Consider the following 23,949-nt stretch of genomic DNA (forward strand, 5'->3'; position numbering starts at 1 on the left):
CGAGATAATTCTACACCCGAGCAGGCTCGCTCGGGTGTCACGTCGATGGGGTGTTGTGCCCAGTATCCGTAAGGGATTCCCCCGCCGAATCATCTGATGATCCGGACAGCCTGCTGAGCACCATCCACGTGAAGACCACGACGAGGGCGAAGAGGGGAACGCCCATCACCAGACGGGCGATGCCGAGGGCATCGGTCGCCGCGATCCCATCCGGCTCGCGGGCCGCGAAGTAGAGCGGAACCTGCACGGCGAGTCGGGCGATGAAGAGGCCGCTCCAGAGCAGCGTCAGCCAGGTCGCCACCCGCTTCAGCGATCGGTCGCGGCGCCACCCCGTGAGGTCGCCGCGCAGTGCACCGAGAGCGACGCCGACGAGCGGCCACCCGACCGCGACGGAGATCAGCAGACCCGCCGACCAGACGATGTTCGTGATGAAGCCCGGCACGTAGTAGTCCGCGCCGCGCCCGGTGAACAGCGTCGCGATGACCGCGACTGCGACGCCCGCGGCGCCCGAGAACACCGAGACCAGCGGCTCGCGCCGCACCAGCCGGACGATCACGGCGAGGATCGCGAGCGCTGCGGGGGCGATCGCCGACACCCGCGCGTCGCGCGTGAACGTGAAGATGACGAGGAAGAGGAGCCCGGGAACGAGCGTCTCGGCGACGCCGCGCCATCCGCCGATCGCGTCGAGCACGCCGCGACCGGAGATCGCCTCCCCCGACATCCCGGCGCGCACCGTGCGCCCGATCGCGCCCCCGAAGGGCCGCGCCCCGTCGGCTGCGCCGCTCTCCGGGGCCGCCTGGGGCGCCGGAGGGGTGAGCGGCGTCCGGCGAGCCGCCTCCCCATCGCGCGGATCGCGCGAGTCGCGCGGGTCGCGCGCCGAGCCGTCGTCCACTTCGATCACACCGGCAGCGTTCCGGCGGGAGGCGCTTGCCGCTGCCCCTGCACGCCGGCGGGCACCTTGAGCTGCAGCAGCTCGCTCGGCGGCATCGGCTGCTCGCCGCGCACCACCACCAGCTCGCGGAAGAGCTCGATCACCCGGTCGCGAGCCTCGGCGTCACGTGCGGCTTTGCCCATGATCACGCCGCGGAGCATCCAACGCGGCCCGTCGACCGCGATGAAGCGGGCCACGCGCGTTCCGCCCTGGTCGCCCGGAGCAGGCGTCTCGACGAGCAGCTCGGGGCCGAGCACGCCCGGCTCCTCGGCGACGGTGCCGCCCTGAGCGGTCATCTGCTGCGTCAGCTTGGCCCGCACCGGGCCCCAGAGGCCCGTCGTCTTCGGAGCGGCGAAGGCCTGCACCTGCAGCAGCGATTCGGCGTACTCGAGCGACACGGCGATCACCCGGTTCGCGCGCTCGTCGACCTCGAGCCGCAGCTGCAGCCCCTCCCGGGGGGCCACCTTGATGCCGCCGAGATCGACGTAGGGCCGCATCGAGGGCACCTCCGACGCGTCGAACGGCCCCGACGTCGCCCGGTCCTCCGGCGCCGACTTCGCGTCGTCGATCGCGGCGGGCGCGCCGTCGCTCAGTTCGACGGCGTCGGCCCCGGGCTGGCCCGGCTTCTGATCTTCGCTCATCTTCGCTACTCCTTCGTCTTGACCCAGAGGGTCGAACTCGCTCGATCGCCCGCCGACCCGGGCGATGCCGTCAACTGCTCACACCGGTCGAACCGAAGCCGCCGGCGCCGCGCGCGCTGTCGGGCAACTCGGGCACCGGTACGAAGACCGCACGGGTCACGGGCATCACGATGAGCTGGGCGATCCGGTCGCCCGCAGCGACCGCGAAGCTCTCGGATCGATCCGTGTTGAGCAGCGTCACCTTGATCTCGCCGCGGTACCCGGCGTCGACGGTGCCGGGAGCGTTGACGACGGTGATGCCGTGCTTCGCCGCGAGCCCGCTGCGGGGCACCACGAACGCCGCGTACCCGTCGGGCAGCGCGATGGCGACCCCGGTGCCGATGAGGGCGCGCTCCCCCGGCCCGAGCTCGACCGCCTCGGCAGCGCGCAGGTCGGCTCCCGCATCCCCCGCATGGGCGTACTGGGGAGGATGCTCGGCCACGATCGGAATCTCCACGACATCAGTCACCCGCTCAGGCTAGCGGATTCGGCCGTGCACCTGCAGAGAGGGGTGCCGCACGGCGACCTCCGAGTGAGCCGCGGGATAATGGTCGGCATGACCCGAATCGCCAGTTCCGCCCCTCCGCACTCGACGTATCGGGAACGACTCCTCCCGGGGGCGAGCCTGTTCGTCGCCCTCGTGCTGGTCATCCCCGCGGTCGCGCTCGTGCTCACGCCGATCAACGCGCAGTGGGCCATCCCGACCGGGGTCATCGTGTACGCCATTCTGGCGGCGACCTTCCTGCTCAGCAGCCCGTCGATCGAGGTCGCCGACGGCCGGCTGACGGCGGGTCGCGCCGAGATCCCCGTGTCACTGCTCGGAGACGTCGAGCTGCTCGGTGCGGAGGGGCTGAAGGCGGCGATCGGGCCCGGCTGCGACGCCCGCAACTATCTGCTGCTGCGGGGATGGATTCACCGCGGGGTGAGGATCGCGAACGTCGACCCGGCCGATCCGGCACCGCAGTGGATTCTGACGACGCGTCACCCGAAGAAGCTCGCCGAGGCCATCGCAGCGGCGCGCGTCGCCGCGTGACCCGCTCGGGCTTCTGAAGCCCCCGCGCATGAGAACGGCCGCTCCCTTGGGAGCGGCCGTTCTCATGCGCCTCGCGAGCGGACGCGAGTCAGTTGGAGCATTCTGACGCAGTGGCGTCAGCCGCGAATGCCTGCCTCGCTGCGCGAGTCAGTTCGAGCATTCTGACGCAGTGGCGCCAGCCGCGAATGCCTGCCTCGCTGCGCGAGTCAGTTGGAGCATTCTGACGCAGTGGCGCCAGCCGCGAATGCCTGCCTCGCTGCGCGAGTCAGTTGGAGCATTCGCGGCACACCGGCCCGAGCTCCGTCTCGTGATCGACCTGCGAGCGGTGGCGCACCAGGAAGCAGCTCACGCAGGTGAACTCGTCGTCCTGCTGCGGAAGCACGATGACATCGAGCTCGACATCGGAGAGATCGTTGCCGCCGAGATCGAAACTCGGGTTGTCGGCATCGTCGGAGTCGAGCCCCGACGCGCCCTTTGCCGGCCCGCGCTCCTTCAGCGCCTCGATCGACTCGGCGTCTTCTTCAGTCTTGCGCGGGGCGTCGTAATCCGTGGCCATTCTCTCCTGCGTTCCCGGGCCGGTATGCCGGCACCTTATCCTTCGAGCGGCCATAGTCTGACGTACGAGGCGGCCCGCGCGCAAACCCTCCCGCCGAAAGTTCTCTGAGCGCGAAGCGCGACTCCCCCGGGTTTCGCCACGCGCCGCTTCAATGCGGAGCGTCCCGGGGTGCGTGTGACACTCTGGGTCGCGACTCACGAAGGGATGCGCCGATGGACGAACTGCGCTTTGTGCGCCGAGATGACCGGTCGCTGATCGTCGCGAACGACGCCGGCGACGAGTTCCGCTTCGTCGTCGACGAGGCCGCGCTCAGCGAGCTGCGCCATTTGTCGCGGCGCGAGCGCCAGCCGGGGAAGCCGGGTCCGCGTGAGATCCAGGCGCTCATCCGCGCGGGAAAGTCTCGCGCTCAGGTGGCCTCCGAGACGGGCCTGGACGACGCCGATATCGAGCGGTACGAGGAGCCCGTGCTCGCGGAGCGCCGCTACATTCTCGAGCGAGCGCACGCGGTTCCGGTGCGCACGGAGGCGCACGACGACGGCGACCAGCGTTTCGGCGCCGTCATCTCGGAGCGCCTCGCCGGGCTCGGAGCGGAGACGAGCGAGTGGGCGGCCTGGAGGGACGAGGAGCGCGGCTGGATGATCAGCCTCGAGTTCGCGTCGCACGATGTCGGCCACCGCGCCGTGTGGACGTTCGACCACCGCAAGTCGATGCTCTCCCCCATCAACCCCGACGCCGTGAACCTCTCGAAGCAGGGCGATGTCGGCGAGCGGCTGATCCCGAAGCTGCGCGCGGTCGACTCCGCCGAGCGCTCGGGCCGCTTCGACTCGGGCGCGTTCGACGCCGAGGGCGGCGCGGTGGAGGAGACCGGGGCCGAGGCGCCGAGCGCGACGGTCGATGAACCTGCGCAGGAGGCGCCCACGTCGTCGTCGGATCCCAACGCCGAGTTCGCGCGCCGCCGCGAGATCGACCAGCGCGCCATCTCCTCGGACGCCGACGCGCCGGCGGATCTCAGCCAGACCGCCGACCTGCTCGACGCGCTCCGCAAGCGCCGCGGAGAACGCGATCAGGGCAAGCGCCAGAGCGATGCCGGTGCAGAGCTGCAGCCCCAGGAGCTCGACCTCGCGGCGCTCGCCGAGACGGACTCCGACACGCCTGCAGGATCGCGAGACGTCGTCGACGCGCCGCGTTCCGACAGCCCGCACCCGTCGCTCCGCCGCGAGCCGCCGGCCGATGCGCCCGCCGCGCCGCGGAGCATCTGGAGCAGCGCCGGTGTGACGGGGGCGCCGAAGAGCGGCCCCGACCCGTCGCCCGAACGCGCCGAGGGGCCCGCGCAGCCGCCCGCCGCAGCGCCCGACGCGAGCGAGCGCGCACCCAAGAAGGGGCGCGCCTCGATTCCGAGTTGGGACGACATCCTCTTCGGTACGCGGAGCGACGAGGACCCCGCGAACTGACCTCGGCGATCCGTGCCGTGGTCGGGTGAAGCTGCGGCGCCCGCGCGGAGCCGGGGGCGCCGCGCGCTCCGGCTGCTGCGCCGATGCCGCTGCCGCCGCTCCGCTAATCGGGGATGCGGCGCGCTGCGGCCTGCACTGCGGCCGCGAACGAGGAGCCGTCGAGGGCCCCGCCGAGCACCAGCGGCACTCCCCGCTCCTCGTCGGTGAACGACCCGTGCTGGCCGACCATCTCGAGCACTCGCGGGTCTTCGGTGTTCGTGAAGTAGGCGATCTGCTTGCGGGCGGCGATCAGCACGTCGCCGAGGCGCTCCGCGACCTCCGGCCGCACCCGACCGAAACTCCCCTGGGCCAGGGCCGCCTCGCGCGTGCCGACCCAGGCGCGTGCGCCCTCCGCGCGCTCCCACGCTGCGGCGACCGCCGCCGCATCGGCGCCGTCGCGCAGATACAGCGAGCGGAGGCGCGGTTCGCCGCCGATCTCGGCGACGTCGTCGAGCAGGCCCGCGTGCGATTCGAGCATGACCCGCTGATGCGGCGCGATGTCGACCATTCCATGGTCCGCGGTGATCACCACTCCCACGCCTCCGGGCAGCCCCCGCAGGAACCCGTCGAGCGACGCGTCGAACTGCTCGAGACGACGCGCCCAGTGCTCGCTCTGCCACCCGTGCTCGTGCCCCGCCTTGTCGAGTTCGTCGATGTAGAGGTAGACGACGGCGGGCGTCGGCTCGCGCACCACCCGGGAGGCCAGGGCGAACCGATCCTCGATCCGCTGGCCGCCCAGATACTCGGCGCCCGAGAGGATCGCCTCGGTCAGTCCGCCGGCTGCGTGCGCGGGGCGGCCGATCGCGACGGCTCGTGCGCCGATCGAGGAGACCCGAGTGAGCAGCGGTGTCGCGCGCTGCCAGGTGCGCTGATCCCCGATGCCGTCCCAGTCGCGGAGCGTCGTCACGAGCCCGAGCTCGGGGTGGCGGATGCGGTACCCGATCAGTCCGTGCGATCCGGGGAGGCGGCCGGTGAGCAGCGTGGTGAGCGCCGCGCCGGTCGTCGACGGCGCGACGGTCTCGATCCGCTTCCGCGGGAGGCGGGTGAGCGCCGGGGCGTGCCCCGCGCGCGCCGAGAGGTTCGCGCTCCCGAGCCCGTCCACCACGATCATGACGAAGGACCGCAGCGGCGGAAGGGAGTCCGAGTCGGCGAAGGCCAGCTCGTCGGGAGGCGGAGTGCCGAGGCCCCGCGCGACCGCCGCGATGCCGCTCGGCAGAATCGCGGCAAGCCTCGCGCCGTTGTCGGCGGTCGTCGGTAGCATGAAATCCATTATGACCGACCCTCGCAGTGCGTCCGAAGCAGCACCGGACGCCCCCCACGAACTCGCCGGCGAGCGCATCGAAGACATCGACATTCTGCAGGAGATGGAGGGCTCGTTCCTCGAGTACGCCTACTCCGTGATCTACTCGCGCGCGCTTCCCGACGCCCGCGACGGGTTGAAGCCCGTGCAGCGGCGCATCCTGTACATGATGCAAGACATGGGACTGCGCCCCGAGAAGGGGCACGTCAAGTCCGCGCGCGTCGTCGGCGAGGTGATGGGCAAGCTGCACCCGCACGGCGACTCGTCGATCTACGACGCGCTCGTGAGACTGGCGCAGGGGTTCGCCATGCGGCTGCCGCTCGTGGACGGCCACGGCAACTTCGGCTCGCTCGACGACGGCCCCGCCGCCTCGCGCTACACCGAGGCCCGCCTCGCCGGCGCGGCGCTCGCCATGACCGAGTCGCTCGACGAGAACGTGGTCGACTTCGTCCCGAACTACGACAGCCAGCTGCTGCAGCCCGAGGTGCTCCCCTCCGCCGTGCCGAACCTGCTCGTCAACGGAGCGAGCGGCATCGCCGTCGGCATGGCCACCAACCTGGCGCCGCACAACCTCATCGAGGTGGTCGACGGCGCGAAGCATCTGCTGCGCAACCCGGGGGCCACGGTCGACGAGCTCATGGAGTTCATCCCCGGCCCCGACCTGCCGGGCGGCGGCACCATCGTCGGGCTCGACGGTGTGAAAGACGCGTACCGGACCGGCCGCGGGGCGTTCCGCACCCGCGCGAAGGTGGCCGTAGAGCAGCTCGGGCCGCGGCGCACCGGCCTCGTGGTCACCGAGCTGCCGTACCTGGTCGGCCCCGAACGCGTGATCGAGAAGATCAAGCAGGGCGTGGAGGCGAAGAAGCTCTCCGGCATCTCGGATGTCGCCGACCTCACCGACCGCAAGAACGGGCTCCGCCTCGTTATCACTCTGAAGACCGGGTTCTCGCCGGAGGCGGTGCTCGAACAGCTGTACCGGTACACCCCGCTCGAGGATTCGTTCAGCATCAACTCGGTCGCCCTCGTGCAGGGGCAGCCGCAGACGCTCGGCTTGCGCGAGATGCTGCGCGTCTTCCTCGACCACCGCATCTCGGTCGTCACCCGCAGATCCGAGTTCAGGCTGGCGAAGCGGCGCGAGCGCCTGCACCTGGTCGAAGGCATGCTCATCGCGATCCTCGACATCGATGAGGTCATCCAGCTGATCCGCACGAGCGACGATGCGGAGACCGCGCGCAGCCGACTGATGCAGGTCTTCGACCTGTCGGAGGCCCAGGCCGAGTACATCCTCGAGCTGCGGCTGCGCCGCCTCACGAAGTTCTCGCGGGTCGAGCTCGAGGCCGAGCGCGACGAGCTGCAGGCGGAGATCGATCGCCTGCTCGCCATTCTCGGCGACGAGCACCGGCTTCGCGAGGTCGTCGCCCAGGAGATGGACGACGCAGCCGAGGCGTTCGGCACGCCTCGACGCACCGTGCTGACCGGTGCTGTGCTGAGGCCCGCCCGGTCGGCGTCGGCGGCGGCGTCCCTCGAGGTCGCCGATTCCCCGTGCTCCGTTCTGCTGTCGGTCACCGGGCGCGCGCTGCGCATCGATCGGGATCCGGAGGCGCCGACCAGTACTCGGCCGGCCCCGCGAGCGACGAAGCACGGCGCGGTGCTCGCGACCGTCGAGGGCACGGTGCGCGGCGAGATGGGCGCCGTCCTCTCAGACGGCACCCTGCACCGGTTCACCCCGGTCGACCTCCCACTCGTTCCCGCCGCGAGCATCGCGTTCTCGGCGGGCGCGAAACTGCTCGACTACATCGGCGTCACCGATAAGCGACTGCGCATCGTGGGCGTGCTCCCCCTCGACACCGACACCCCCGTGGGGCTCTTCACACAGCAGGGCATCGTGAAGCGCGTACTGCTCACCGATCTTCCGGCGAAGCCGTCGTTCGAGGTGATCGGACTGAAGAGCGGCGATGCGCTCGTCGCAGCGTTCGCGGCGCCCGACGGGCACGAGATCGCCGCCGTCTCGAGCGATGCGCAGCTGCTGCGCTTCCCCGCCTCGGCAGTGCGCCCCCAGGGGCGCCCGGCTGCGGGCATGGCGGGCATGCGGCTCTCCGCCGAGGCCCGGATCGTCTTCGCGGGGGCCGTGCCCGAGGGAGCAGACGCTCGCGTGGTGACCGTCGCCGACAGCTCCATCACGCTGCCAGGCACCGACGTGGCGACCGCGAAGGTCTCCGCCTGGAGCGAGTTCCCCGCGAAGGGCCGCGGCACGGGAGGCGTTCGCGCCCAGCGGTTCCTGAAGTGGGAGGATCAGATCGCCTGCGCCTGGGTCGGCACGGGTGAGCCGCGCGCTCTGGCATCCGACGGCGCTGCGCGCAAGCTCCCGAGCGAACTCGGCAAGCGCGACGGATCCGGGCAGCCCATCGACGGCTCCGCGGCGTTCGTCGGCGTCGCCCCCTGACGGAGGCGCGCCCCCACGAGATGAGCCCTCCCCGCCCGGATGGCGGGGAGGGCTCATCGCCGCGATGGGCACGATCCGGTGCGCTACGCGACGGCGATCCTCGGCGTTACGCGACGGCGATCCTCGGCGCTACGCGACGATGATCCGCTGCGCTACGCGACGATGATCCTCGGCGCTACGCGTCCATGATCCGCGGCGCTACGCGTCGATGCGCTCCGGATCGAGGTCGTCCGCGTTCTCGATGATGAACTCCTTGCGCGGGGCGACCTCATTGCCCATCAGCAGTTCGAAGACCTGCGAGGCGGCGTGCGCGTCCTCGACCCTCACACGCCGCAGCGTGCGGTGCTCGCGATCCATCGTCGTCTCCGCGAGCTGGTCCGCATCCATCTCGCCGAGGCCCTTGTACCGCTGGATCGGCTCGAGATACCGCTTGCCGCGCTTCTTCAGGTCGGCCAGCAGAGCGTTCAGCTCCCGCTCGCTGTACGTGTACACGACGTCGTTCGCCTTGCGCCCCGCGTTCTGCACGATCACCCGGTGCAGCGGCGGTACCGCGGCGTACACCCGCCCCGCCTCGAGCATCGGCCGCATGTAGCGGAAGAACAGCGTCAGCAGCAGCGTGCGAATGTGCGCGCCGTCCACGTCGGCGTCGCTCATCAGAATCACCTTGCCGTACCGGGCCGACCCCAGCTCGAAGTCGCGCCCCGATCCGGCTCCGATCACCTTGATGATCGCACCGCACTCGGCGTTGTTGAGCATCTCGGCCACCGAGGCCTTCTGCACATTCAAGATCTTGCCGCGGATCGGGAGGAGCGCCTGGAACTCGCTGTCGCGCGCGGGGCGGGCAGTGCCGAGCGCGCTGTCGCCCTCCACGATGAACAGTTCCGTCTCGGCGACCGTCTTGGAGCGGCAGTCGATGAGCTTCGCGGGCAGCGACGAGCTCTCGAGCGAGCTCTTCCGACGAGCCGTATCGCGCTGCGCACGCAGCGCGATACGCGCCTTCATCTCGGAGACCATCTTCTCGAGCAGCGCGCCCGTCTGCACCTTGTCGGGCTTCTTCGTCGACTCGTAGCGCTCCGTCATGCCCTGGACGATCGCCTTCGCGACGATCGCCCGCACGGCGGCCGTTCCGAGCACCTCCTTCGTCTGGCCCTCGAACTGCGGCTCCGGTACGCGCACGGTGACGACGGCGGTGAGACCGGTGAGAATGTCGTCCTTGTCGGGCTTGTCGCTCCCCACCTTGAGCTTCCGAGCGTTCAGCTCGATCTGCTTCCGGAAGAACCGCGTCAGCCCCTGCTCGAAGCCGGTAAGGTGCGTGCCGCCCTTCGGCGTCGCGATGATGTTGACGAAGCTCTGGATCTCGGTCTCGTATCCCGTGCCCCAGCGCAGCGCGATGTCGACTTCGCACGTCCGTTCGACCTCGCGCGACACCAGGTGCCCGCTCTGCTCGTCCATCACGGGAACCGTCTCGGTGAACGAACCCGAATCCGTGATGCGCCAGGTATCGGTCAGCGGCGGGTCGACGGCGAGGAAGTCGACGAACTCCGAGATGCCGCCCTCGTACGCGAACCGATGCACCGGCGCGACGCCGTCCTCGCTCAGCGACTCCGCGCGCTCGTCCGTGATCTCGATCGCGAGACCGGGCACCAGAAAGGCGGTCTGCCGCGCGCGTGCGACCAGCGCATCGGGTTCGAACCGCGCCGTCGAGAGGAAGATCTGCGGGTCCGCCCAGTACCGCACTCGCGTGCCGGTGACGCCCCGCTTGACCTTGCCCACGACGCGCAGCTCCGACGACTCCTCGAAGGGGGTGAACGCGCTGTCGGGGCCGTCCCCCGCGAACACGCCGGGCTCGCCGTGGCGGAACGACATCGCCCAGGTCTTCCCGTCGCGATCGACCTCGACGTCGAGGCGCGACGACAGGGCGTTGACGACCGAGGCGCCGACGCCGTGCAGGCCGCCCGACGAGGCGTAGCCGCCGCCGCCGAACTTGCCGCCCGCGTGCAGCTTCGTGTAGACGAGCTCGACGCCGCTCAGCCCGCTCTTCGGCTCGATGTCGACCGGCACCCCGCGCCCGTTGTCCGTGACCGTGACGCTGCCGTCGTCGTGCAGGGTGATCCCGATGTGATCGCCGTGGCCGCCGAGGGCCTCGTCGACGGAGTTGTCGATGATCTCCCAGAGGCAGTGCATGAGCCCGCGCGAATCGGTCGTGCCGATGTACATTCCAGGACGCTTGCGAACGGCCTCGAGCCCCTCGAGCACCGTGAGGTGCCGCGCGGAATAGGTGGAATCTGCCACTGCTCAGATCTCCTCAGGTTGATGACGGATCCACACTAGGGCACGCCGCTGACACTGGAGCGGAAGGGGCCCGGCGAGTGGCCGAGCCGCGAGCGGCGATACGCGGTCAGCGAACCGCGGATCCTCGATGATGGCATTCGGAGGAGACCGTGCTTGGATGGGTGCGTAGTGAATGAAGATGAAGAGGAGGTTGCCATGACGACACTCGAGCAGGAACGGACCGATGAGGTCGAATCCGCGGATCGTCCCCTGAGCGCGCTGGATCGCTGCGACAGCTGCGGCGCGCAGGCATACGTCCGAGTGCTGCTGGGCGGAAGCGAGCTGCTGTTCTGCGCGCACCACGCGAACAAGCACGAGTCGAAGCTCCGTCCGATGGCGGAGGCCTGGCACGACGAGACCCACAAGCTCAACGCGTAGCGCGCGTTACACGAGAAGGCCCCCGGCGATGATCATCATCGCCGGGGGCCTTTCGTTGTGCCGATCAGTCGAGGTAATCCCGCAACTGCTGACTGCGCGACGGGTGGCGCAGCTTCGCCATCGTCTTCGACTCGATCTGGCGGATGCGCTCGCGGGTCACTCCGAAGGTGTCGCCGATCTGATCGAGCGTCTTCGGCATGCCGTCTCCGAGGCCGAAGCGCATGCGGATCACTCCGGCTTCGCGCTCCGACAGCGAGTCCAGCAGCTGCTCGAGCTGCTGCTGGAGCATCGTGAAGCCCACGGCATCGGCCGGCACGACCGCCTCGGTGTCCTCGATCAGGTCGCCGAACTCGCTGTCGCCGTCCTCGCCGAGCGGCGTGTGCAGCGAGATGGGCTCGCGCCCGTACTTCTGCACCTCGACGACCTTCTCGGGGGTCATGTCGAGTTCGCGGCTGAGCTCCTCGGGCGTCGGCTCGCGACCGAGGTCCTGCAGCATCTGGCGCTGCACACGAGCGAGCTTGTTGATCACTTCGACCATGTGGACGGGGATGCGGATGGTGCGCGCCTGATCCGCCATCGCACGGGTGATCGCCTGACGAATCCACCACGTCGCGTACGTCGAGAACTTGAAGCCCTTGGTGTAGTCGAACTTCTCCACCGCGCGGATGAGGCCGAGGTTGCCCTCCTGGATGAGATCCAGGAACTGCATTCCGCGGCCCGTGTAGCGCTTGGCGAGCGACACGACGAGACGCAGGTTCGCGCCGAGCAGGTGGCTCTTCGCGCGCTGACCGTCGCGGGCGACCCACTTCAGCTCGCGCTCGAGCTTCTTCGGGAGACCCTTCTCCGTGGAGAGCTTCTCCTCGGCGAAGAGCCCCGCCTCGATGCGCATGGCGAGCTCGACCTCCTCGGCAGCGTTCAGCAGAGCGACCTTGCCGATCTGCTTGAGGTAGTCCTTCACCGGGTCGGCGGTCGCACCGGGAATCGCCGTCGTGATCGTCGGGACGTCTTCCTCGTCGCGGGCCTTCAGCACGATGGCGCCCGTCGGCAGCGGCTCGACCACCGCGGGAGCCGGCTTCTCCTCCTCGGGAGCCTCCGCCTCCTCATCGACCTCGGGGGCGTCGAGATCGATCTCGTCCTCCGCGCTCTTCTTGGCCCCGCGCTTCGTCTTCGCCGCCGCAGGCTTCTTGGCCGCCGCGGCCTGCTTGGTCGCCGTCGGCTTCTTCGCCGTCGTCTTCTTCGCGGCCGCCTTCTTGCGCGGAGTCGCCGCGGTCTCGGTCATCTCACCGGCCTCCTCGGTCTCGACAGCCTTCTTCTTGGCATCTGCAGAAGATGCGCGAGTTGTGGTGGTGGTTGCAGTTGCCACGCAGCCGCCTCTCTCGTTTCAGATTTCGGCCTGTGCCGCCGACAGCGTTCGCCGACGAGTGCTCACAGCATGAAAACCCATGTCAAGCCCGGCGTATTCCCGCGGAACGGAAAGCGCGACCGGATTGCATGGGCAGCACCTCAATTATTGCACGTCTGCGCGGCACTTCTTGCCAGCGGACGCGCGAGATGCTATTTTTCCCCGCGATTCGCCGCCCTCAGCCCCGATCGGCCTCGTCGCCGTTGCCGCGTCGCCGGTGCTCGGCCAGATAGCGCTCCAGTTCGCTCGCCAACTGATCCGCGGTCGGAATGGAGCCGTCCTCGGAGACGAGCGGCGAACGCGGGCTCTGATCCTCCATGTAAGCGTCGTACCGCTGCTCGAGCGTGCGCACCATCTCGGCGGACTCCTCGTTCTCCGCGATCTGCGAATCGACCTGCGCGTTGAACTGGCGAGCCTGCAGCCGCACCTCGTCCGTCGGCAGGATGAGCCCGGTCGCCGCCATGATGCCGTCGAGCGCGGCGAAGAGCGCATCCGGGTACTCGGTGTTCGCGAGATAGTGGGGAATCAGGAGCGCGAAGCCCGCGACCTCCTCGCCCAGACTGTGCAGCCGGTACTCCAACACATGGGAGGCCGACGCCGACAGCTTCGTCGTGGGCTTCCACACCGACCGGGCCTCGATCAGGTCGTCGCGCGTGCCGCTCACCGTCGTCGAGATGGGTCGGGTGTGGGGCACGGGCATCGGGATCGCGTGCGACCACACCGTGATCGACACCTCGAACTCGTGCACGAGCAGCAGCACCGTGTCGATGAACTGCTCCCAGCGGAAGTCGGGCTCGTAACCGCTGAGCAGGAGGAAGGGAGCGCCGAGCTCGTCGTGGAGCACGGAGAGCGTCAGCTCCTCGGGCGCGTAGTCGACGAAGTGATCCTCGTCGAACGTGATCACCGGGCGGCGGGCGCGGTAGTCGAGCAGCAGATCGGCGTTGAACCGCACGAGCTCCTCGGGCGATCCGTGCTTCCAGAGGTACTCCTCCAGCTGAGATATCGCGCCGCCGGCATCGGTCAGACCCTGCATCGCGACGACGAGCGGAAGCCCACGCGGCACCCGTGCGCGGCGCTCGGCGTAGTCTGCGGAGAAGATCGAATCGGTCACACCTCCATCCTACGAACGCCGCGCGGCTCATCGCCGGATTCGGTCACGCCCAGAGCGAAAACGCGCCACGTCCTCCCCCGCACCCGCAGGTGTAGTCTGGTCGAAGCGCTGCCGGCATCTCATGGCCGCGCTTCACATTGCGAGCTTTCCGAGGGAGACCCCACTTGGCCGATCAGCAGTTTGACATCGTAGTACTCGGCGGCGGCAGCGCCGGCTATGCGGCAGCGATCCGCGCGACGCAGTTGGGATACAGCGCCGCCGTCATCGAGAAGGACAAGCTCGGCGGCACCTGCCTGCATCGCGGCTGCGTGCCGACGAAGGCGCTCCTGCACTCCGCGGAGATCGCGGATGTCGCGCGAGAGGGCGAGGCGTACGGCGTGAACTCGAGCGTCGCGGGCATCGACATCGCGGGCGTCACGCGGTTCCGCGAGAAGCTCGTCGCGAGCAAGTACAAGGGTCTGCAGGGCCTGCTCAAGGCGAACAAGATCACCGTCATCGAGGGCGAGGGCAAGCTCGTCGCCGCAGATGCCGTGCAGGTGGGCTCGGACCGCATCGTCGGCAAGCACATCGTGCTCGCGACCGGCTCCTTCTCGCGGTCGCTCCCCGGCCTCGACATCGAGGGGCGCGTCATCACCAGCGAGCAGGCGCTCGAGCTCCAGGAGATCCCGAAGCGCGTCGCCATCCTCGGCGGCGGCGTCATCGGCGTCGAGTTCGCGAGCGTGTGGAAGTCGTTCGGCGCGGAGGTGACCATCATCGAGGGTCTCCCCCACCTGGTGCCCAACGAGGAGGAGTCGATCTCGAAGCAGCTCGAGCGCGCCTTCCGCAAGCGCGGCATCGACTTCAAGCTCGGGGTGCGGTTCAAGGAGGTCTCGCAGACTGCTGACGGCGTCACGATCACGCTCGAGGACGGCGCCACGGTCGAGGCCGACTACCTGCTCGTCGCCGTGGGCCGCGGCCCCGCGACGCAGGGGCTCGGTTTCGAGGAGGTCGGCGTGCAGATGGATCGCGGCTTCGTGCTCGCGAACGAGCGTCTCGAGACGAACGTTCCCGGCGTGTACGCGATCGGCGACATCGTTCCCGGACTGCAGCTCGCGCACCGCAGCTACCAGCAGGGTATCTTCGTCGCCGAGCAGATCGCGGGCCTCAACCCGGTGACGGTGCAGGACGCCAACATCCCGAAGATCACCTACTGCGACCCCGAGGTCGCTTCGGTCGGTCTCACGGAGGCCAAGGCGAAGGAGCAGTACGGCGAGGATCAGGTCTCGACCTACGAGTACAACCTCGCGGGCAACGCGAAGAGCTCCATCCTCGGCACCGCGGGCAGCGTCAAGGCGGTTCGTGTCAACGACGGCCCCGTCGTGGGCGTTCACATGATCGGCGCCCGCGTCGGCGAACTCGTCGGCGAGGCTCAGCTCATCGTCAACTGGGAGGCCTACCCGGAGGATGTGGCGCCGCTCGTGCACGCGCACCCGACCCAGAACGAAACCATCGGCGAGACCATGCTGAAGCTCGCCGGCAAGCCGCTGCACGCCATCTGAGCGCGGCACACAGACTGAACAACGAACGGAGAAATGCACGATGAGTGAATCGGTGGTCCTCCCCGCACTGGGCGAGAGTGTGACCGAAGGGACGGTGACGCGCTGGCTCAAGAACGTCGGCGACTCCGTCGAGGTCGACGAGCCCCTCCTCGAGGTATCGACCGACAAGGTCGATACCGAGATTCCGTCGCCGGTCGCCGGCGTCGTCGAGGAGATCCTCGTGCAGGAGGACGAGACGGCGGAGGTCGGCGCGGTGCTCGCCAAGGTCGGCGACGGCAGCGGCTCGACCGACTCCGCCCCCGCCGATGAGCCCGCCACGGCGGAGGCCGAGCCCGCTGCTGCGCAGGCCGAGCCGGCTCAGCAGCCCGCACCGGCCCAGCAACCCGAGGCGCAGTCCGCGCCCGAACCGCAGGCGCAGCCCGCCGCGCAGTCCGGTGGAGACGACGCGGGATCAGCCGGCGGCGATTCCCAGAGCGTCAAGCTCCCCTCGCTCGGTGAGAGCATCACCGAGGGCACGGTGACGCGCTGGTTGAAGAGCGTGGGAGATTCGGTCGAGGTCGACGAGCCGCTGCTCGAGGTGTCGACGGATAAGGTCGACACCGAGGTTCCGTCGCCGTTCGCGGGCGTGCTGCAGGAGATTCTCGTGCAGGAGGACGACACCGTCGAGGTCGGCGGCGAACTCGCCCGCATCGGCAGCGGCGCACCCGCTTCCAGCGGCGAGAGCGCTCCCGCCGAGCCTCAGCAGGCGGAGCCCGAGCAGGAGCAGGCCGAGTCGACCGAGGCACCGCAGCAGGAGGCGGCGGCTCCGAGCGAGGCGCCGGCGCAGCAGGAGCAGCAGCCCGCAGCCCCGGCGACGAGTGGGGCAGCGGGCTACGAGCAGCCGGCACCTGCCGACGAGCAGGCCGGTGCGCCGGCTCAGCCCGCCGCGCAGGCACCCGCCGCCGAGGCGCCTGCAGCGTCGACCGCGCCGAGCGCCGAGTCGAACGCCGGGTACGTCACGCCCATCGTCCGCAAGCTCGCCCATGAGCGCGGGGTGGACCTCTCCTCCCTGACCGGTTCGGGGGTCGGCGGGCGCATCCGCAAGGAGGACGTGCTGGCGGCCGCAGAGCGCGCCTCGTCCGCTCAGCCCACCGCGAGCGTGCCCGCCGCGCAGTCCGCTCCGGCGCCGGAGGTCTCGGAGCTCCGCGGCACCTCGCAGAAGATGAGCCGCCTGCGCAAGGTCATCGCCGAGCGCGCGGTCGCGTCGCTGCAGAGCACGGCTCAGCTGACCACCGTCGTCGAGGTCGATGTCACGCGCATCGCGCAGCTGCGTCAGGCGAAGAAGGACGAGTTCCTGGAGAAGACGGGTTCGAAGCTCTCGTTCCTGCCCTTCTTCGCGCTCGCCGCCGCGGAGGCGCTCCGCACGTACCCGATCATCAACGCGACGGTCGACGGGGATTCCATCACCTACCCCTCGACCGAGAACATCAGCATCGCCGTCGATACGGAGCGCGGTCTGCTCACTCCCGTGCTGCGCGATGCGGGTACGAAGAACCTCAGCGAGATCTCGGGCGAGATTGCGGACCTCGCCGCTCGCACGCGCGACAACAAATTGACCCCCGACGAGCTCAGCGGAGGCACGTTCACGCTCACGAACACCGGTTCGCGCGGCGCGCTCTTCGATACGCCGCTCGTCTTCCTGCCGCAGGTCGCGATCCTGGGGACCGGCGCGGTCGTGAAGAAGCCGGTCGTCATCTCGGGACCGGAGGGCGACTCCATCGCCGTCCGCTCGACGGTGTACCTGGCGCTCTCGTACGATCACCGGATCGTCGACGGCGCGGATGCGGCCCGGTTCCTGACCCAGGTGCGCGAGCGCCTGGAGGGCGGCCAGTTCGAGGCGAACCTCGGCATCTAGTCGGTCGTCGGCGCAGAGCCGCGGCCATCATTCGTGATGCCCGCGGCTCTTCCCGTTTTCGGGGGACCCCTGCCACCGCCTCCCGTCGGTGGCGGACTCCCGCGTCGCAGCGACCGCGGGCGTGATGCGGCGCTCCACCGCCTCGTACACCGCCTCGCGGGCGGCGTGCAGGCACCAGGACGCACCGCGATGGCACAACTCGTCGATCGCCTCACCCAGCGCGGCTTCGATCAGCGGTGCTGCTCCCACCGCGTCGGCCCGAGCGATCATACGGGTGAGCTCGTGCCGAGGAAGGCCGAGGGCTGCGCACCCCGCGTCGTGCCCGTGCTTCCGGTGGCGCCGTTCCGCGCCGTCGGGTACGCCGCAGCGGCCCCTCCATCGGCGCTCGAGGCCCTGCTCGGTCCATTCGAGCGCGCGGCGAGCGAGCCGAGCCGCGGCTCCCGCCCGGTGATGCACGAGCTGCGATCCGCCGGTCATCCACTGCTCCCTCCCGTCGACGCCCCTCTGCCGGAGAGCAGACGGGAACGATTGGAGCGAGTCTGGCACGCGTCGCCGCGCTGCGCGGCTAGAGGTCGCGACCTGTGGAGCGATGCATCTTCGCTCGTGGATCACGCGGCTGTGAGCGAACACGCCCAGCGGGATGCCCGCGCAGCGTCATTCTTCGCGCGCGTGCCACGGTATCCTGGAGGCATGGCAGCAGAGAAGGCGAAGCGCAACGGACGTATTCGGCAGATGTTCGAGATCTATCGCACCACCAAGGTGCACGATACGAATCTGCCGTGGATCCTGCTCCTCTGCTTCATCGCGCCCGTCGTCGTCGCCGTGCTCCTCGCCTGGCTGCTCCCGGGGAGCTGGCTGTCATGGGTGCTCTGGCCCATCACCGGCGTGCTCGTCGGCATCCTGCTCGTCATGATCGTGCTCGGCCGCCGCGCCGAACGCACCGCGTACGAGCAGATCGAAGGCCGTCCCGGGGCGGTCGGAGCCGTCGTGCAGAGCGCGCTGCGCCGCTCCTGGCGCGGGTCGGAGACGCCGATCGCCATCAACCGCAACCAGGACGCGGTGTACCGCGTCGTGGGGCGGGGCGGGGTCGTGCTCATCTCCGAGGGGTCGCGTCAGCGCACACAGCGCATGGCGGCCGACGAGGAGCGCAAGGTGAAGCGCGCGCTGCGCAACGTCGAGGTCGTGCACCTCTACGTCGGCCCGGACGGCGACGGCATTCCGCTCGCCAAGCTGTCGCGCACCCTCATCAAGCTGAAGCCCGTCATGAGTCGCGCCGAGGTCGGTGCGGTCTACACGCGGCTGTCGTCGCTGCAGAGCTCGCCCGTGGGCATCCCCAAGGGCATGGACCCGAACCGCGTTCGCTCGCAGCGCCCGCGCTGACCCATGCCCGCCCCAGCTCCGCAGCGCTTCGGCGAGCTCGAACCGAGTCAGTGGCCCGGCGAGCGACTCGGCCTCCCCGACGAGGGTCCGCGCTCGGTGGCGCGCGTCGGGCGCCGCGTCGTCGCGATCCTCATCGACTGGGGGCTCGCCGCCCTCCCCGCGTACCTGCTCATCGGGGGGCTCCACCCGGAGCTCTGGAACGTCCTGATCTTCGCTCTGCTGCAGATCGTCTTCATCCCGACCATCGGCGGCTCGCTCGGCCACCGCATCATGGGGCTCAGGGTCGTGCCGATCTCCGGAGGGTGGGTCGGTCCGTGGCGGCCGATCGTGCGCACGGTGCTGCTCTGCCTCGTCATTCCGGTGCTCGTGTGGGATTCGGATCAGCGGGCCTTCCACGACAAGATCGCCGGCACCGTGCTCATCCGGGGCTGACCGCGCCGCAGTCGCAGGTTGCGCCCGTGAACGCCGCGTAACACTCGCGAAACACGCGACTCACGGTTTTGAAACCATGCTCGCGTAAGGTGGAGGCACACGATCGGCGCGGTGAAGATCCGATATCCGCGGCCGGAATCAACCCGAGGAGCAGAATGTTCACCACCCCGCAGGAAGTCATGGACTTCATCAAGGAAACCGATGTGAAGTTCGTCGACATCCGCTTCACCGATCTCCCCGGGGTGCAGCAGCACTTCAACATCCCCGCGGCGACGGTGGACGAGGACTTCTTCGAGATCGGGCAGATGTTCGACGGTTCGTCGATCCGCGGGTTCGCTGGCATCGCGGAGTCCGACATGCAGCTCATCCCCGACGTGACGACGGCGTATCTCGATCAGTTCCGCGCCGAGCGCACGCTGATCGTCATCTGCGACATCTTCAACCCGCGCACGGGCGAGATCTACTCGAAGGATCCGCGTCAGGTGGCGAAGAAGGCCGAGCAGTACCTCGCGTCGACGGGCGTCGCCGACACCGCGTTCTTCGCCCCCGAGGCGGAGTTCTACATCCTCGACTCCGTCCGCTACGAGACGACACCCCGCCGCACGATGTTCGAGATCGACTCGGAAGAGGCGAGCTGGAACTCCGCTCGTGAGATCGAGGGCGGCAACCTCGGCAACACCACCCGCGAGAAGGGCGGCTACTTCCCCGTCTCCCCCGTCGACAAGCAGGCGGATCTGCGCGACGACATCTCGCTGCGACTCATCGAGGCCGGGCTGCAGCTCGAGCGCTCGCACCACGAGGTCGGCGCACCCGGCCAGGCGGAGATCAACTACCGCTTCGACACGCTGGTAAAGGCCGCCGACGACGTGCTGAAGTTCAAGTACGTGGTGAAGAACACCGCTGAGCTGTGGGGCAAGACGGCGACCTTCATGCCGAAGCCCGTCTTCGGCGACAACGGGTCGGGCATGCACACGCACATGTCGCTCTGGAAGGGCGGCGAGCCGCTGTTCTACGACGAGAACGGCTACGCGCAGCTCTCCGACATCGCCCGCTGGTACATCGGCGGCATCCTGCACCACGCCCCCGCACTGCTGGCGTTCACGAACCCCACGATCAACAGCTACCGCCGCCTCGTGAAGGGCTACGAAGCGCCGGTGAACCTCGCCTACTCGGCGGGCAACCGCTCGGCGGCCGTGCGCATTCCGCTCACCGGTTCGAATCCGAAGGCGAAGCGCATCGAGTTCCGCGCACCCGACGCCTCGGGCAACCCCTACCTCGCATTCGCGGCTCAGATGATGGCGGGGCTGGACGGCATCCGCAACCGCATCGAGCCGATGGACCCCATCGACAAGGACCTGTACGAGCTGCCCCCGGAGGAGGCGAAGAACATCCCTCAGGTGCCCGGCTCGCTCGAGGAGGCGCTCGACGCTCTCGAAGCCGATCACCAGTTCCTCCTCGAGGGCGATGTGTTCACGGAGGAGCTCGTCGAGACCTGGATCGCGTTCAAGCGCGAGGCCGAGATCGCGCCGATGGCCCTGCGCCCGCACCCCTTCGAGTTCGAGCTGTACTACGGCGTATGACGCACGCGCGTCCTTCGGCGGCCCCGTGACGTCCGAATGACGGCCGAGCTCCTCCCGTGAAGTGCCCCTCCCCGCAGCGCGGAGAGGGGCACTTCGCTGTCTCCGGGCAGCGTCCTCTGACGGATCCGGCTCGCTGCAGTCGCCTCGACAGGAGATCGCACGCAGGAGGAGCGCGTCTTACGAGTCGCGTTTCGCCTGCCGCCGAGCTCCCTGCGCGATGCTCGACGCGTCGCGCTTGAGCTGCCCGCTGTGCTTCGAATGCTCTCGCAGCCGCCCCGGATCGGGCACCTTCCCCTCCGAGTCCGGTCCGTGAGGCTCCGGCCCGGTACTCTTGCCGCTCCGAGCACGTTCCAAACGCTCGCGCTTCAGCTCCTCCGCCTGCTCATGCGCCACCGAAGCGAGCCGGGCGGAGACCAGCGACAGCGCCTCCTCGAACACCTCGGCCCGCAGCCGCGACTTGCTGCCTTTCGGGTGGGCGGCTCCGCGCGCCCCGACCTCGACGACGTCGGCGGCTGCCTTCCTGCGGTAGTTCATGGTGTGCTTGTTCCGCGCTCGTCGAATCCGGCGGTGCAGCGCGAGCAGGTCGTCTTCGTCAAGCGCATGCATCCGATCGGGTTCGAGTTCGCGGATGAGGTCGCGCTCCCTGTCCTTCAGTACCCAGAGATGATCCTCCATCGTCGAGCCTCCTCGCTCATCGAGATCACTACTGCGTGATCGGTCGTGACCAGAATACGCAACGGGCACTGAAGGTGGAGGGGTGCAACGCACTGATGTGCTTCCCGTTGCAACGACGGCGGCGCATCAAGGGAAAGCTCGGCCCGTCTTTCGTCAATCGGAGCCGCCCGTACTCGCGCGAGGCGCCGCCTAGGCCGTGCCCCGGCGCCTGCGCAGTGCGAGCAGTGCGCCTCCGGCGAGCAGCAGTGCGAGAGAGGCAGCCCCGGCGAAGCCGAAGGGTGCGCCGCTGCCCGTCGAGGCGAGCCCTGGGTGCTGCGTCTGCCCGGCGGCGGGGGGCTGCGTCGGCCCGGCGCTCGGCGGCGGGGTCGGGCTCGGAGTGGGATCCGGGGTCGGATCAGGCGTCGGCCCCGGACCGGGCTCCGCGACGGCCTCCCACTGCGCATACAGGGTGAGCGAACGATCGAAGGCGAAGGTCGCTCCGTCGGCGAAGGCCGTGCCGGTTCCGTCGGCCTCGGTGTTCCACCCGACGAACTCGTACCCCTCCCGGGTGAACGCGTTCGGGGTGAGGCCCGTCGGTTCTGCAGCCGTCTGGGGGTCCATCGTCCCTTCGCCCGCATTGGGGTCGAACGTGACGGTGTGCTCGACGGCGACCGCTGCCGCGTTCCAGCCGAACCGGATCGAGGCGGTCGTCTGCTGCGATTCGTTGCCGACGCTGTCGGGAGAGCCGAGCTTCATGAAGAACGTGTCGGTCGATGCACCCGGCTGCAGCGTGACGGGCTCTGCCCAGTCGTCGACATCGGAGAGGAGGAATCTCGTGAGCGACCCCTCGGATGCGAAGCCGGCATAGGTCAGTGTCACGGGCTGGTCGGTGTCGTTCACGATCTGCCCGTAGGCGCCGAGCGCCCGACCGGGGTACGCGATGCCTGCGCCGAGGCCCTCCGTGAAGCCCCAGTCGGTCGTCGGCGACGAGGCGTTGATGACCAGCGGCTCCTCCGGGGTGTTGAGGAGCGCGCCCGTGTAGAACCGGGAGTCATCCCACTCCCCCTCCACCGGAGCTGCCGCCTCGAGCACCAGCCGAATGAGATAGTTCTCGTTCGTGATCGGCGTTCCACCGAGGGGAACGCCGATGGTGACGCTGTAGTCGAAGCTCTCGCCCGGTGCCACGAGCGTGCCGAAGTCGCAGACCCACCCGTCTGCGGTCGTCGTGGAGGTCGTCACCACCTGATCGACGCGCCGAATCGACGGGTACGCGGGCGCTGGCAGGAGCGTGTCGACGACTTCGGGCAGGCCCGCCGACTCGAGGATCGTGGCGTTCGCGCCGATCGTCGTGGGCGACGAGGTCAACAGCGGTGAGCGGGACGAGGCGAAGACGCAGAGATCGGTGCCCGAGCCGTTGACCACCTCGCCGTTCAGCACCTTCGCGGTGCCTTCGGGGAGCGCTCCGACCGGGAGGGTGATGTTGCTGCTCCCGGCGCTGCTCGCAGTTCCGGGCGCGGTCCAGGTCGCCGGCACCGAAGGCACTTCGATGACGGTCGGAAAGAGCTCCGGGTCGGGCGCCGCCTGCGCCGCGGAACCGGTGAAAGCGATCCCGGTCGCGGCGACGATCGCCGCCGCGACTCCTGTCACGAGAGTTCTCCACTGCATGTCGCTGCTCCTTCGGGTACGACGGTGCGCGGTGCCGAAACTCGGCTGCGCACCGATCCTCAGCTCGATCGCTCCACTCTGCGTCGCCCCCGAAGCCGCTTCGTCCCCCTCGACTTCTGGCCGCGGCCAGACCGAATTCGCTCTCAACATACCCCGCCGTCTCTCATTTCGGAAGATCGCATTTGGCGCGCGCGTGCCCGGCAACCAGCTCTGACACTCTCCCACCTCCCGACGAGGCTCGATCCTCACGCAGCACTTTTACGCACCTCCACGCCGACTTTTAGGTATCTCCACGCCGACTTCTACGCACTTCCACGCCGATTTGTACGCACTCGTTCGTGCATGCTCAGTAGTCGCGAGGCTCGTTTCAGCACGAGTCGCGCGCGAGTGGCACTGTCCGCACGCACGTGCGCGCGGTATGGAAGCATAAGGGCGTGCCCCGAGAACGTCGGGGCCGCATCACGAAGGAGATCGTCCCCATGCAGCGCGCCCGTCTCACCGCCCTCGGAGCCCTCTTCACCGCCGCGCCCCTCACCCTCACCGCGAGCAGCGGCGGAGCGGCGGGGAGCTTCTGCGACGAGTACGATGCGGCCGGCGGCACGCTCGCGACGCCCGGGCTGTTCCAGGTCGGCATGCCGGCGGAGACGACTGCCGCCGATCTCGCGGAGCGCATGCGAGTGCTCGACGCGGCGACCCCTCCCGAAGACATCGCGGCGCCGTGGGCCGATCTTCGCGACCTCTACGACGAGGCGCTCGGCCTCGCCGAGGCGGCTCCTGCGGGCGGCGTGGTCTCCGATCCTCGCATCTTCGAGATCGTCGAGGAGCTGGATGCGCCCGCCTCCGCAGTGCGCGAGTACCTCGACGCGCACTGCTGAAACGCCACCCGAACTGCTGCGCTCCGACCGCGGCGGCATCGCCGAGAACGGCACGGAGCTGCGATGCGACGGCTTCGTCGCACCGCGTCGAAGGGACTAGGACTCGAGTTCGTCCTCGTAGTCGGCGCCCTCTTCGGTGAGGAGCGCTTCGAGGAACCTCTGCAAATACTGCATAACAATCAGATTACGCTTGCTGAGCGTTTTCTGCGAGCGTTTTCCATGAACACCTGCAAAACCGCGGGTGTCGCGCACGCGGACGACCGGTGTGCCGGGTGA

The 23,949-nt window shown here is 69.2% G+C and carries 22 protein-coding genes; 10 read left to right on the plus strand and 12 right to left on the minus strand.

The window, feature by feature from the left end:
- Positions 1–37 precede the first annotated feature (37 nt).
- The 3 genes from BLT44_RS10455 to dut all read right to left on the minus strand — a co-directional run bounded on the left by BLT44_RS10455 (position 38) and on the right by dut (position 2,080).
- Positions 38–901 carry a DUF3159 domain-containing protein gene (locus tag BLT44_RS10455; protein ID WP_010157145.1) on the minus strand — a complete coding sequence of 288 codons (864 nt, stop codon included), beginning with the start codon at positions 899–901 and terminating at the stop codon, positions 38–40.
- Positions 898–1,572, minus strand: coding sequence for a DUF3710 domain-containing protein (locus BLT44_RS10460; protein ID WP_010157143.1), 675 nt, complete (start codon positions 1,570–1,572; stop codon positions 898–900). Before BLT44_RS10460 ends, BLT44_RS10455 begins: the two co-directional genes overlap by 4 nt.
- A 70-nt stretch (positions 1,573–1,642) precedes the next feature.
- Positions 1,643–2,080 carry a dUTP diphosphatase gene (gene dut, locus BLT44_RS10465; RefSeq protein WP_029608324.1) on the minus strand — a complete coding sequence of 146 codons (438 nt, stop codon included), beginning with the start codon at positions 2,078–2,080 and terminating at the stop codon, positions 1,643–1,645.
- Between the two features lie 87 nt (positions 2,081–2,167).
- Between dut and BLT44_RS10470 the strand changes: the two genes are divergently transcribed.
- A complete protein-coding gene (locus BLT44_RS10470; protein ID WP_040505452.1) occupies positions 2,168–2,644 on the plus strand; it encodes a DUF3093 domain-containing protein in 477 nt (158 codons plus the stop codon).
- Positions 2,645–2,909: 265 nt separating this feature from the next.
- Here BLT44_RS10470 and BLT44_RS10475 read toward each other — a convergent pair whose 3' ends face one another.
- Positions 2,910–3,200 (minus strand): DUF4193 domain-containing protein, encoded by a 291-nt coding sequence (locus BLT44_RS10475; protein ID WP_010157140.1) that lies wholly within the window; start codon positions 3,198–3,200, stop codon positions 2,910–2,912.
- Between the two features lie 212 nt (positions 3,201–3,412).
- Here BLT44_RS10475 and sepH point away from each other — a divergent pair, with 212 nt between their 5' ends.
- Complete coding sequence (sepH, locus tag BLT44_RS10480) at positions 3,413–4,651, plus strand: septation protein SepH (RefSeq protein ID WP_074690191.1); 1,239 nt, start codon at positions 3,413–3,415, stop codon at positions 4,649–4,651.
- A gap of 103 nt (positions 4,652–4,754) precedes the next feature.
- Here the strand turns inward: sepH and BLT44_RS10485 are convergent, their stop codons facing one another.
- Entirely contained in the window at positions 4,755–5,951 is a 1,197-nt protein-coding gene (locus BLT44_RS10485; protein ID WP_010157138.1) for an alkaline phosphatase family protein, read from the minus strand.
- Positions 5,952–5,961: 10 nt separating this feature from the next.
- Here BLT44_RS10485 and BLT44_RS10490 point away from each other — a divergent pair, with 10 nt between their 5' ends.
- Positions 5,962–8,433, plus strand: coding sequence for a DNA gyrase/topoisomerase IV subunit A (locus BLT44_RS10490; RefSeq protein WP_010157137.1), 2,472 nt, complete (start codon positions 5,962–5,964; stop codon positions 8,431–8,433).
- A 198-nt stretch (positions 8,434–8,631) separates the two neighbouring features.
- On the opposite strand, the gene BLT44_RS10495 is transcribed toward BLT44_RS10490, so the two are convergent.
- Positions 8,632–10,725 (minus strand): DNA gyrase/topoisomerase IV subunit B, encoded by a 2,094-nt coding sequence (locus tag BLT44_RS10495; protein ID WP_010157136.1) that lies wholly within the window; start codon positions 10,723–10,725, stop codon positions 8,632–8,634.
- 195 nt (positions 10,726–10,920) lie between these two features.
- On the opposite strand from BLT44_RS10495, the gene BLT44_RS10500 reads away from it, so the two are divergent.
- Complete coding sequence (locus BLT44_RS10500; protein WP_010157135.1) at positions 10,921–11,142, plus strand: DUF7455 domain-containing protein; 222 nt, start codon at positions 10,921–10,923, stop codon at positions 11,140–11,142.
- 64 nt (positions 11,143–11,206) lie between these two features.
- Here BLT44_RS10500 and BLT44_RS10505 read toward each other — a convergent pair whose 3' ends face one another.
- Together BLT44_RS10505 and BLT44_RS10510 are read right to left on the minus strand one after the other, a co-directional pair.
- Positions 11,207–12,505, minus strand: coding sequence for an RNA polymerase sigma factor (locus BLT44_RS10505; protein WP_029608322.1), 1,299 nt, complete (start codon positions 12,503–12,505; stop codon positions 11,207–11,209).
- A gap of 217 nt (positions 12,506–12,722) precedes the next feature.
- Complete coding sequence (locus BLT44_RS10510; protein ID WP_010157133.1) at positions 12,723–13,655, minus strand: proteasome assembly chaperone family protein; 933 nt, start codon at positions 13,653–13,655, stop codon at positions 12,723–12,725.
- Positions 13,656–13,819: 164 nt separating this feature from the next.
- Between BLT44_RS10510 and lpdA the strand changes: the two genes are divergently transcribed.
- Both lpdA and sucB read left to right on the plus strand, forming a co-directional pair.
- Entirely contained in the window at positions 13,820–15,193 is a 1,374-nt protein-coding gene (gene lpdA, locus BLT44_RS10515; protein ID WP_010157132.1) for a dihydrolipoyl dehydrogenase, read from the plus strand.
- Positions 15,194–15,233: 40 nt separating this feature from the next.
- Positions 15,234–17,087, plus strand: a complete 1,854-nt coding sequence (gene sucB, locus BLT44_RS10520) for a 2-oxoglutarate dehydrogenase, E2 component, dihydrolipoamide succinyltransferase (protein ID WP_010157131.1) — start codon at positions 15,234–15,236, stop codon at positions 17,085–17,087.
- A 27-nt stretch (positions 17,088–17,114) separates the two neighbouring features.
- Here the strand turns inward: sucB and BLT44_RS10525 are convergent, their stop codons facing one another.
- Positions 17,115–17,564: a hypothetical protein gene (locus BLT44_RS10525; protein ID WP_010157129.1), complete on the minus strand. Its 450-nt coding sequence runs from the start codon at positions 17,562–17,564 to the stop codon at positions 17,115–17,117.
- 213 nt (positions 17,565–17,777) lie between these two features.
- Here BLT44_RS10525 and BLT44_RS10530 point away from each other — a divergent pair, with 213 nt between their 5' ends.
- The 3 genes from BLT44_RS10530 to glnA all read left to right on the plus strand — a co-directional run bounded on the left by BLT44_RS10530 (position 17,778) and on the right by glnA (position 20,479).
- On the plus strand, positions 17,778–18,467 hold the full coding sequence (locus BLT44_RS10530; protein WP_010157128.1) for a DUF4191 domain-containing protein: 690 nt from the start codon (positions 17,778–17,780) through the stop codon (positions 18,465–18,467).
- A 3-nt stretch (positions 18,468–18,470) separates the two neighbouring features.
- The gene (locus BLT44_RS10535; protein WP_010157127.1) at positions 18,471–18,899 is read left to right on the plus strand and encodes an RDD family protein; all 429 of its coding nucleotides are present in this window, start codon (positions 18,471–18,473) and stop codon (positions 18,897–18,899) included.
- Between the two features lie 155 nt (positions 18,900–19,054).
- Positions 19,055–20,479 (plus strand): type I glutamate--ammonia ligase, encoded by a 1,425-nt coding sequence (glnA, locus tag BLT44_RS10540; RefSeq protein WP_010157126.1) that lies wholly within the window; start codon positions 19,055–19,057, stop codon positions 20,477–20,479.
- 177 nt (positions 20,480–20,656) lie between these two features.
- On the opposite strand, the gene BLT44_RS10545 is transcribed toward glnA, so the two are convergent.
- Together BLT44_RS10545 and BLT44_RS10550 are read right to left on the minus strand one after the other, a co-directional pair.
- Positions 20,657–21,154 carry a hypothetical protein gene (locus BLT44_RS10545; RefSeq protein WP_010157125.1) on the minus strand — a complete coding sequence of 166 codons (498 nt, stop codon included), beginning with the start codon at positions 21,152–21,154 and terminating at the stop codon, positions 20,657–20,659.
- Positions 21,155–21,343: 189 nt separating this feature from the next.
- A complete protein-coding gene (locus BLT44_RS10550; RefSeq protein WP_010157124.1) occupies positions 21,344–22,798 on the minus strand; it encodes an InlB B-repeat-containing protein in 1,455 nt (484 codons plus the stop codon).
- A gap of 434 nt (positions 22,799–23,232) precedes the next feature.
- Here BLT44_RS10550 and BLT44_RS10555 point away from each other — a divergent pair, with 434 nt between their 5' ends.
- Positions 23,233–23,673: a hypothetical protein gene (locus tag BLT44_RS10555; RefSeq protein ID WP_029608321.1), complete on the plus strand. Its 441-nt coding sequence runs from the start codon at positions 23,233–23,235 to the stop codon at positions 23,671–23,673.
- A gap of 96 nt (positions 23,674–23,769) precedes the next feature.
- Here BLT44_RS10555 and BLT44_RS15635 read toward each other — a convergent pair whose 3' ends face one another.
- Positions 23,770–23,925, minus strand: coding sequence for a hypothetical protein (locus tag BLT44_RS15635; protein WP_155819094.1), 156 nt, complete (start codon positions 23,923–23,925; stop codon positions 23,770–23,772).
- Positions 23,926–23,949: the final 24 nt, after the last annotated feature.

This window comes from Leucobacter chromiiresistens (assembly GCF_900102345.1).
In the GTDB taxonomy this organism is placed as follows: domain Bacteria; phylum Actinomycetota; class Actinomycetes; order Actinomycetales; family Microbacteriaceae; genus Leucobacter; species Leucobacter chromiiresistens.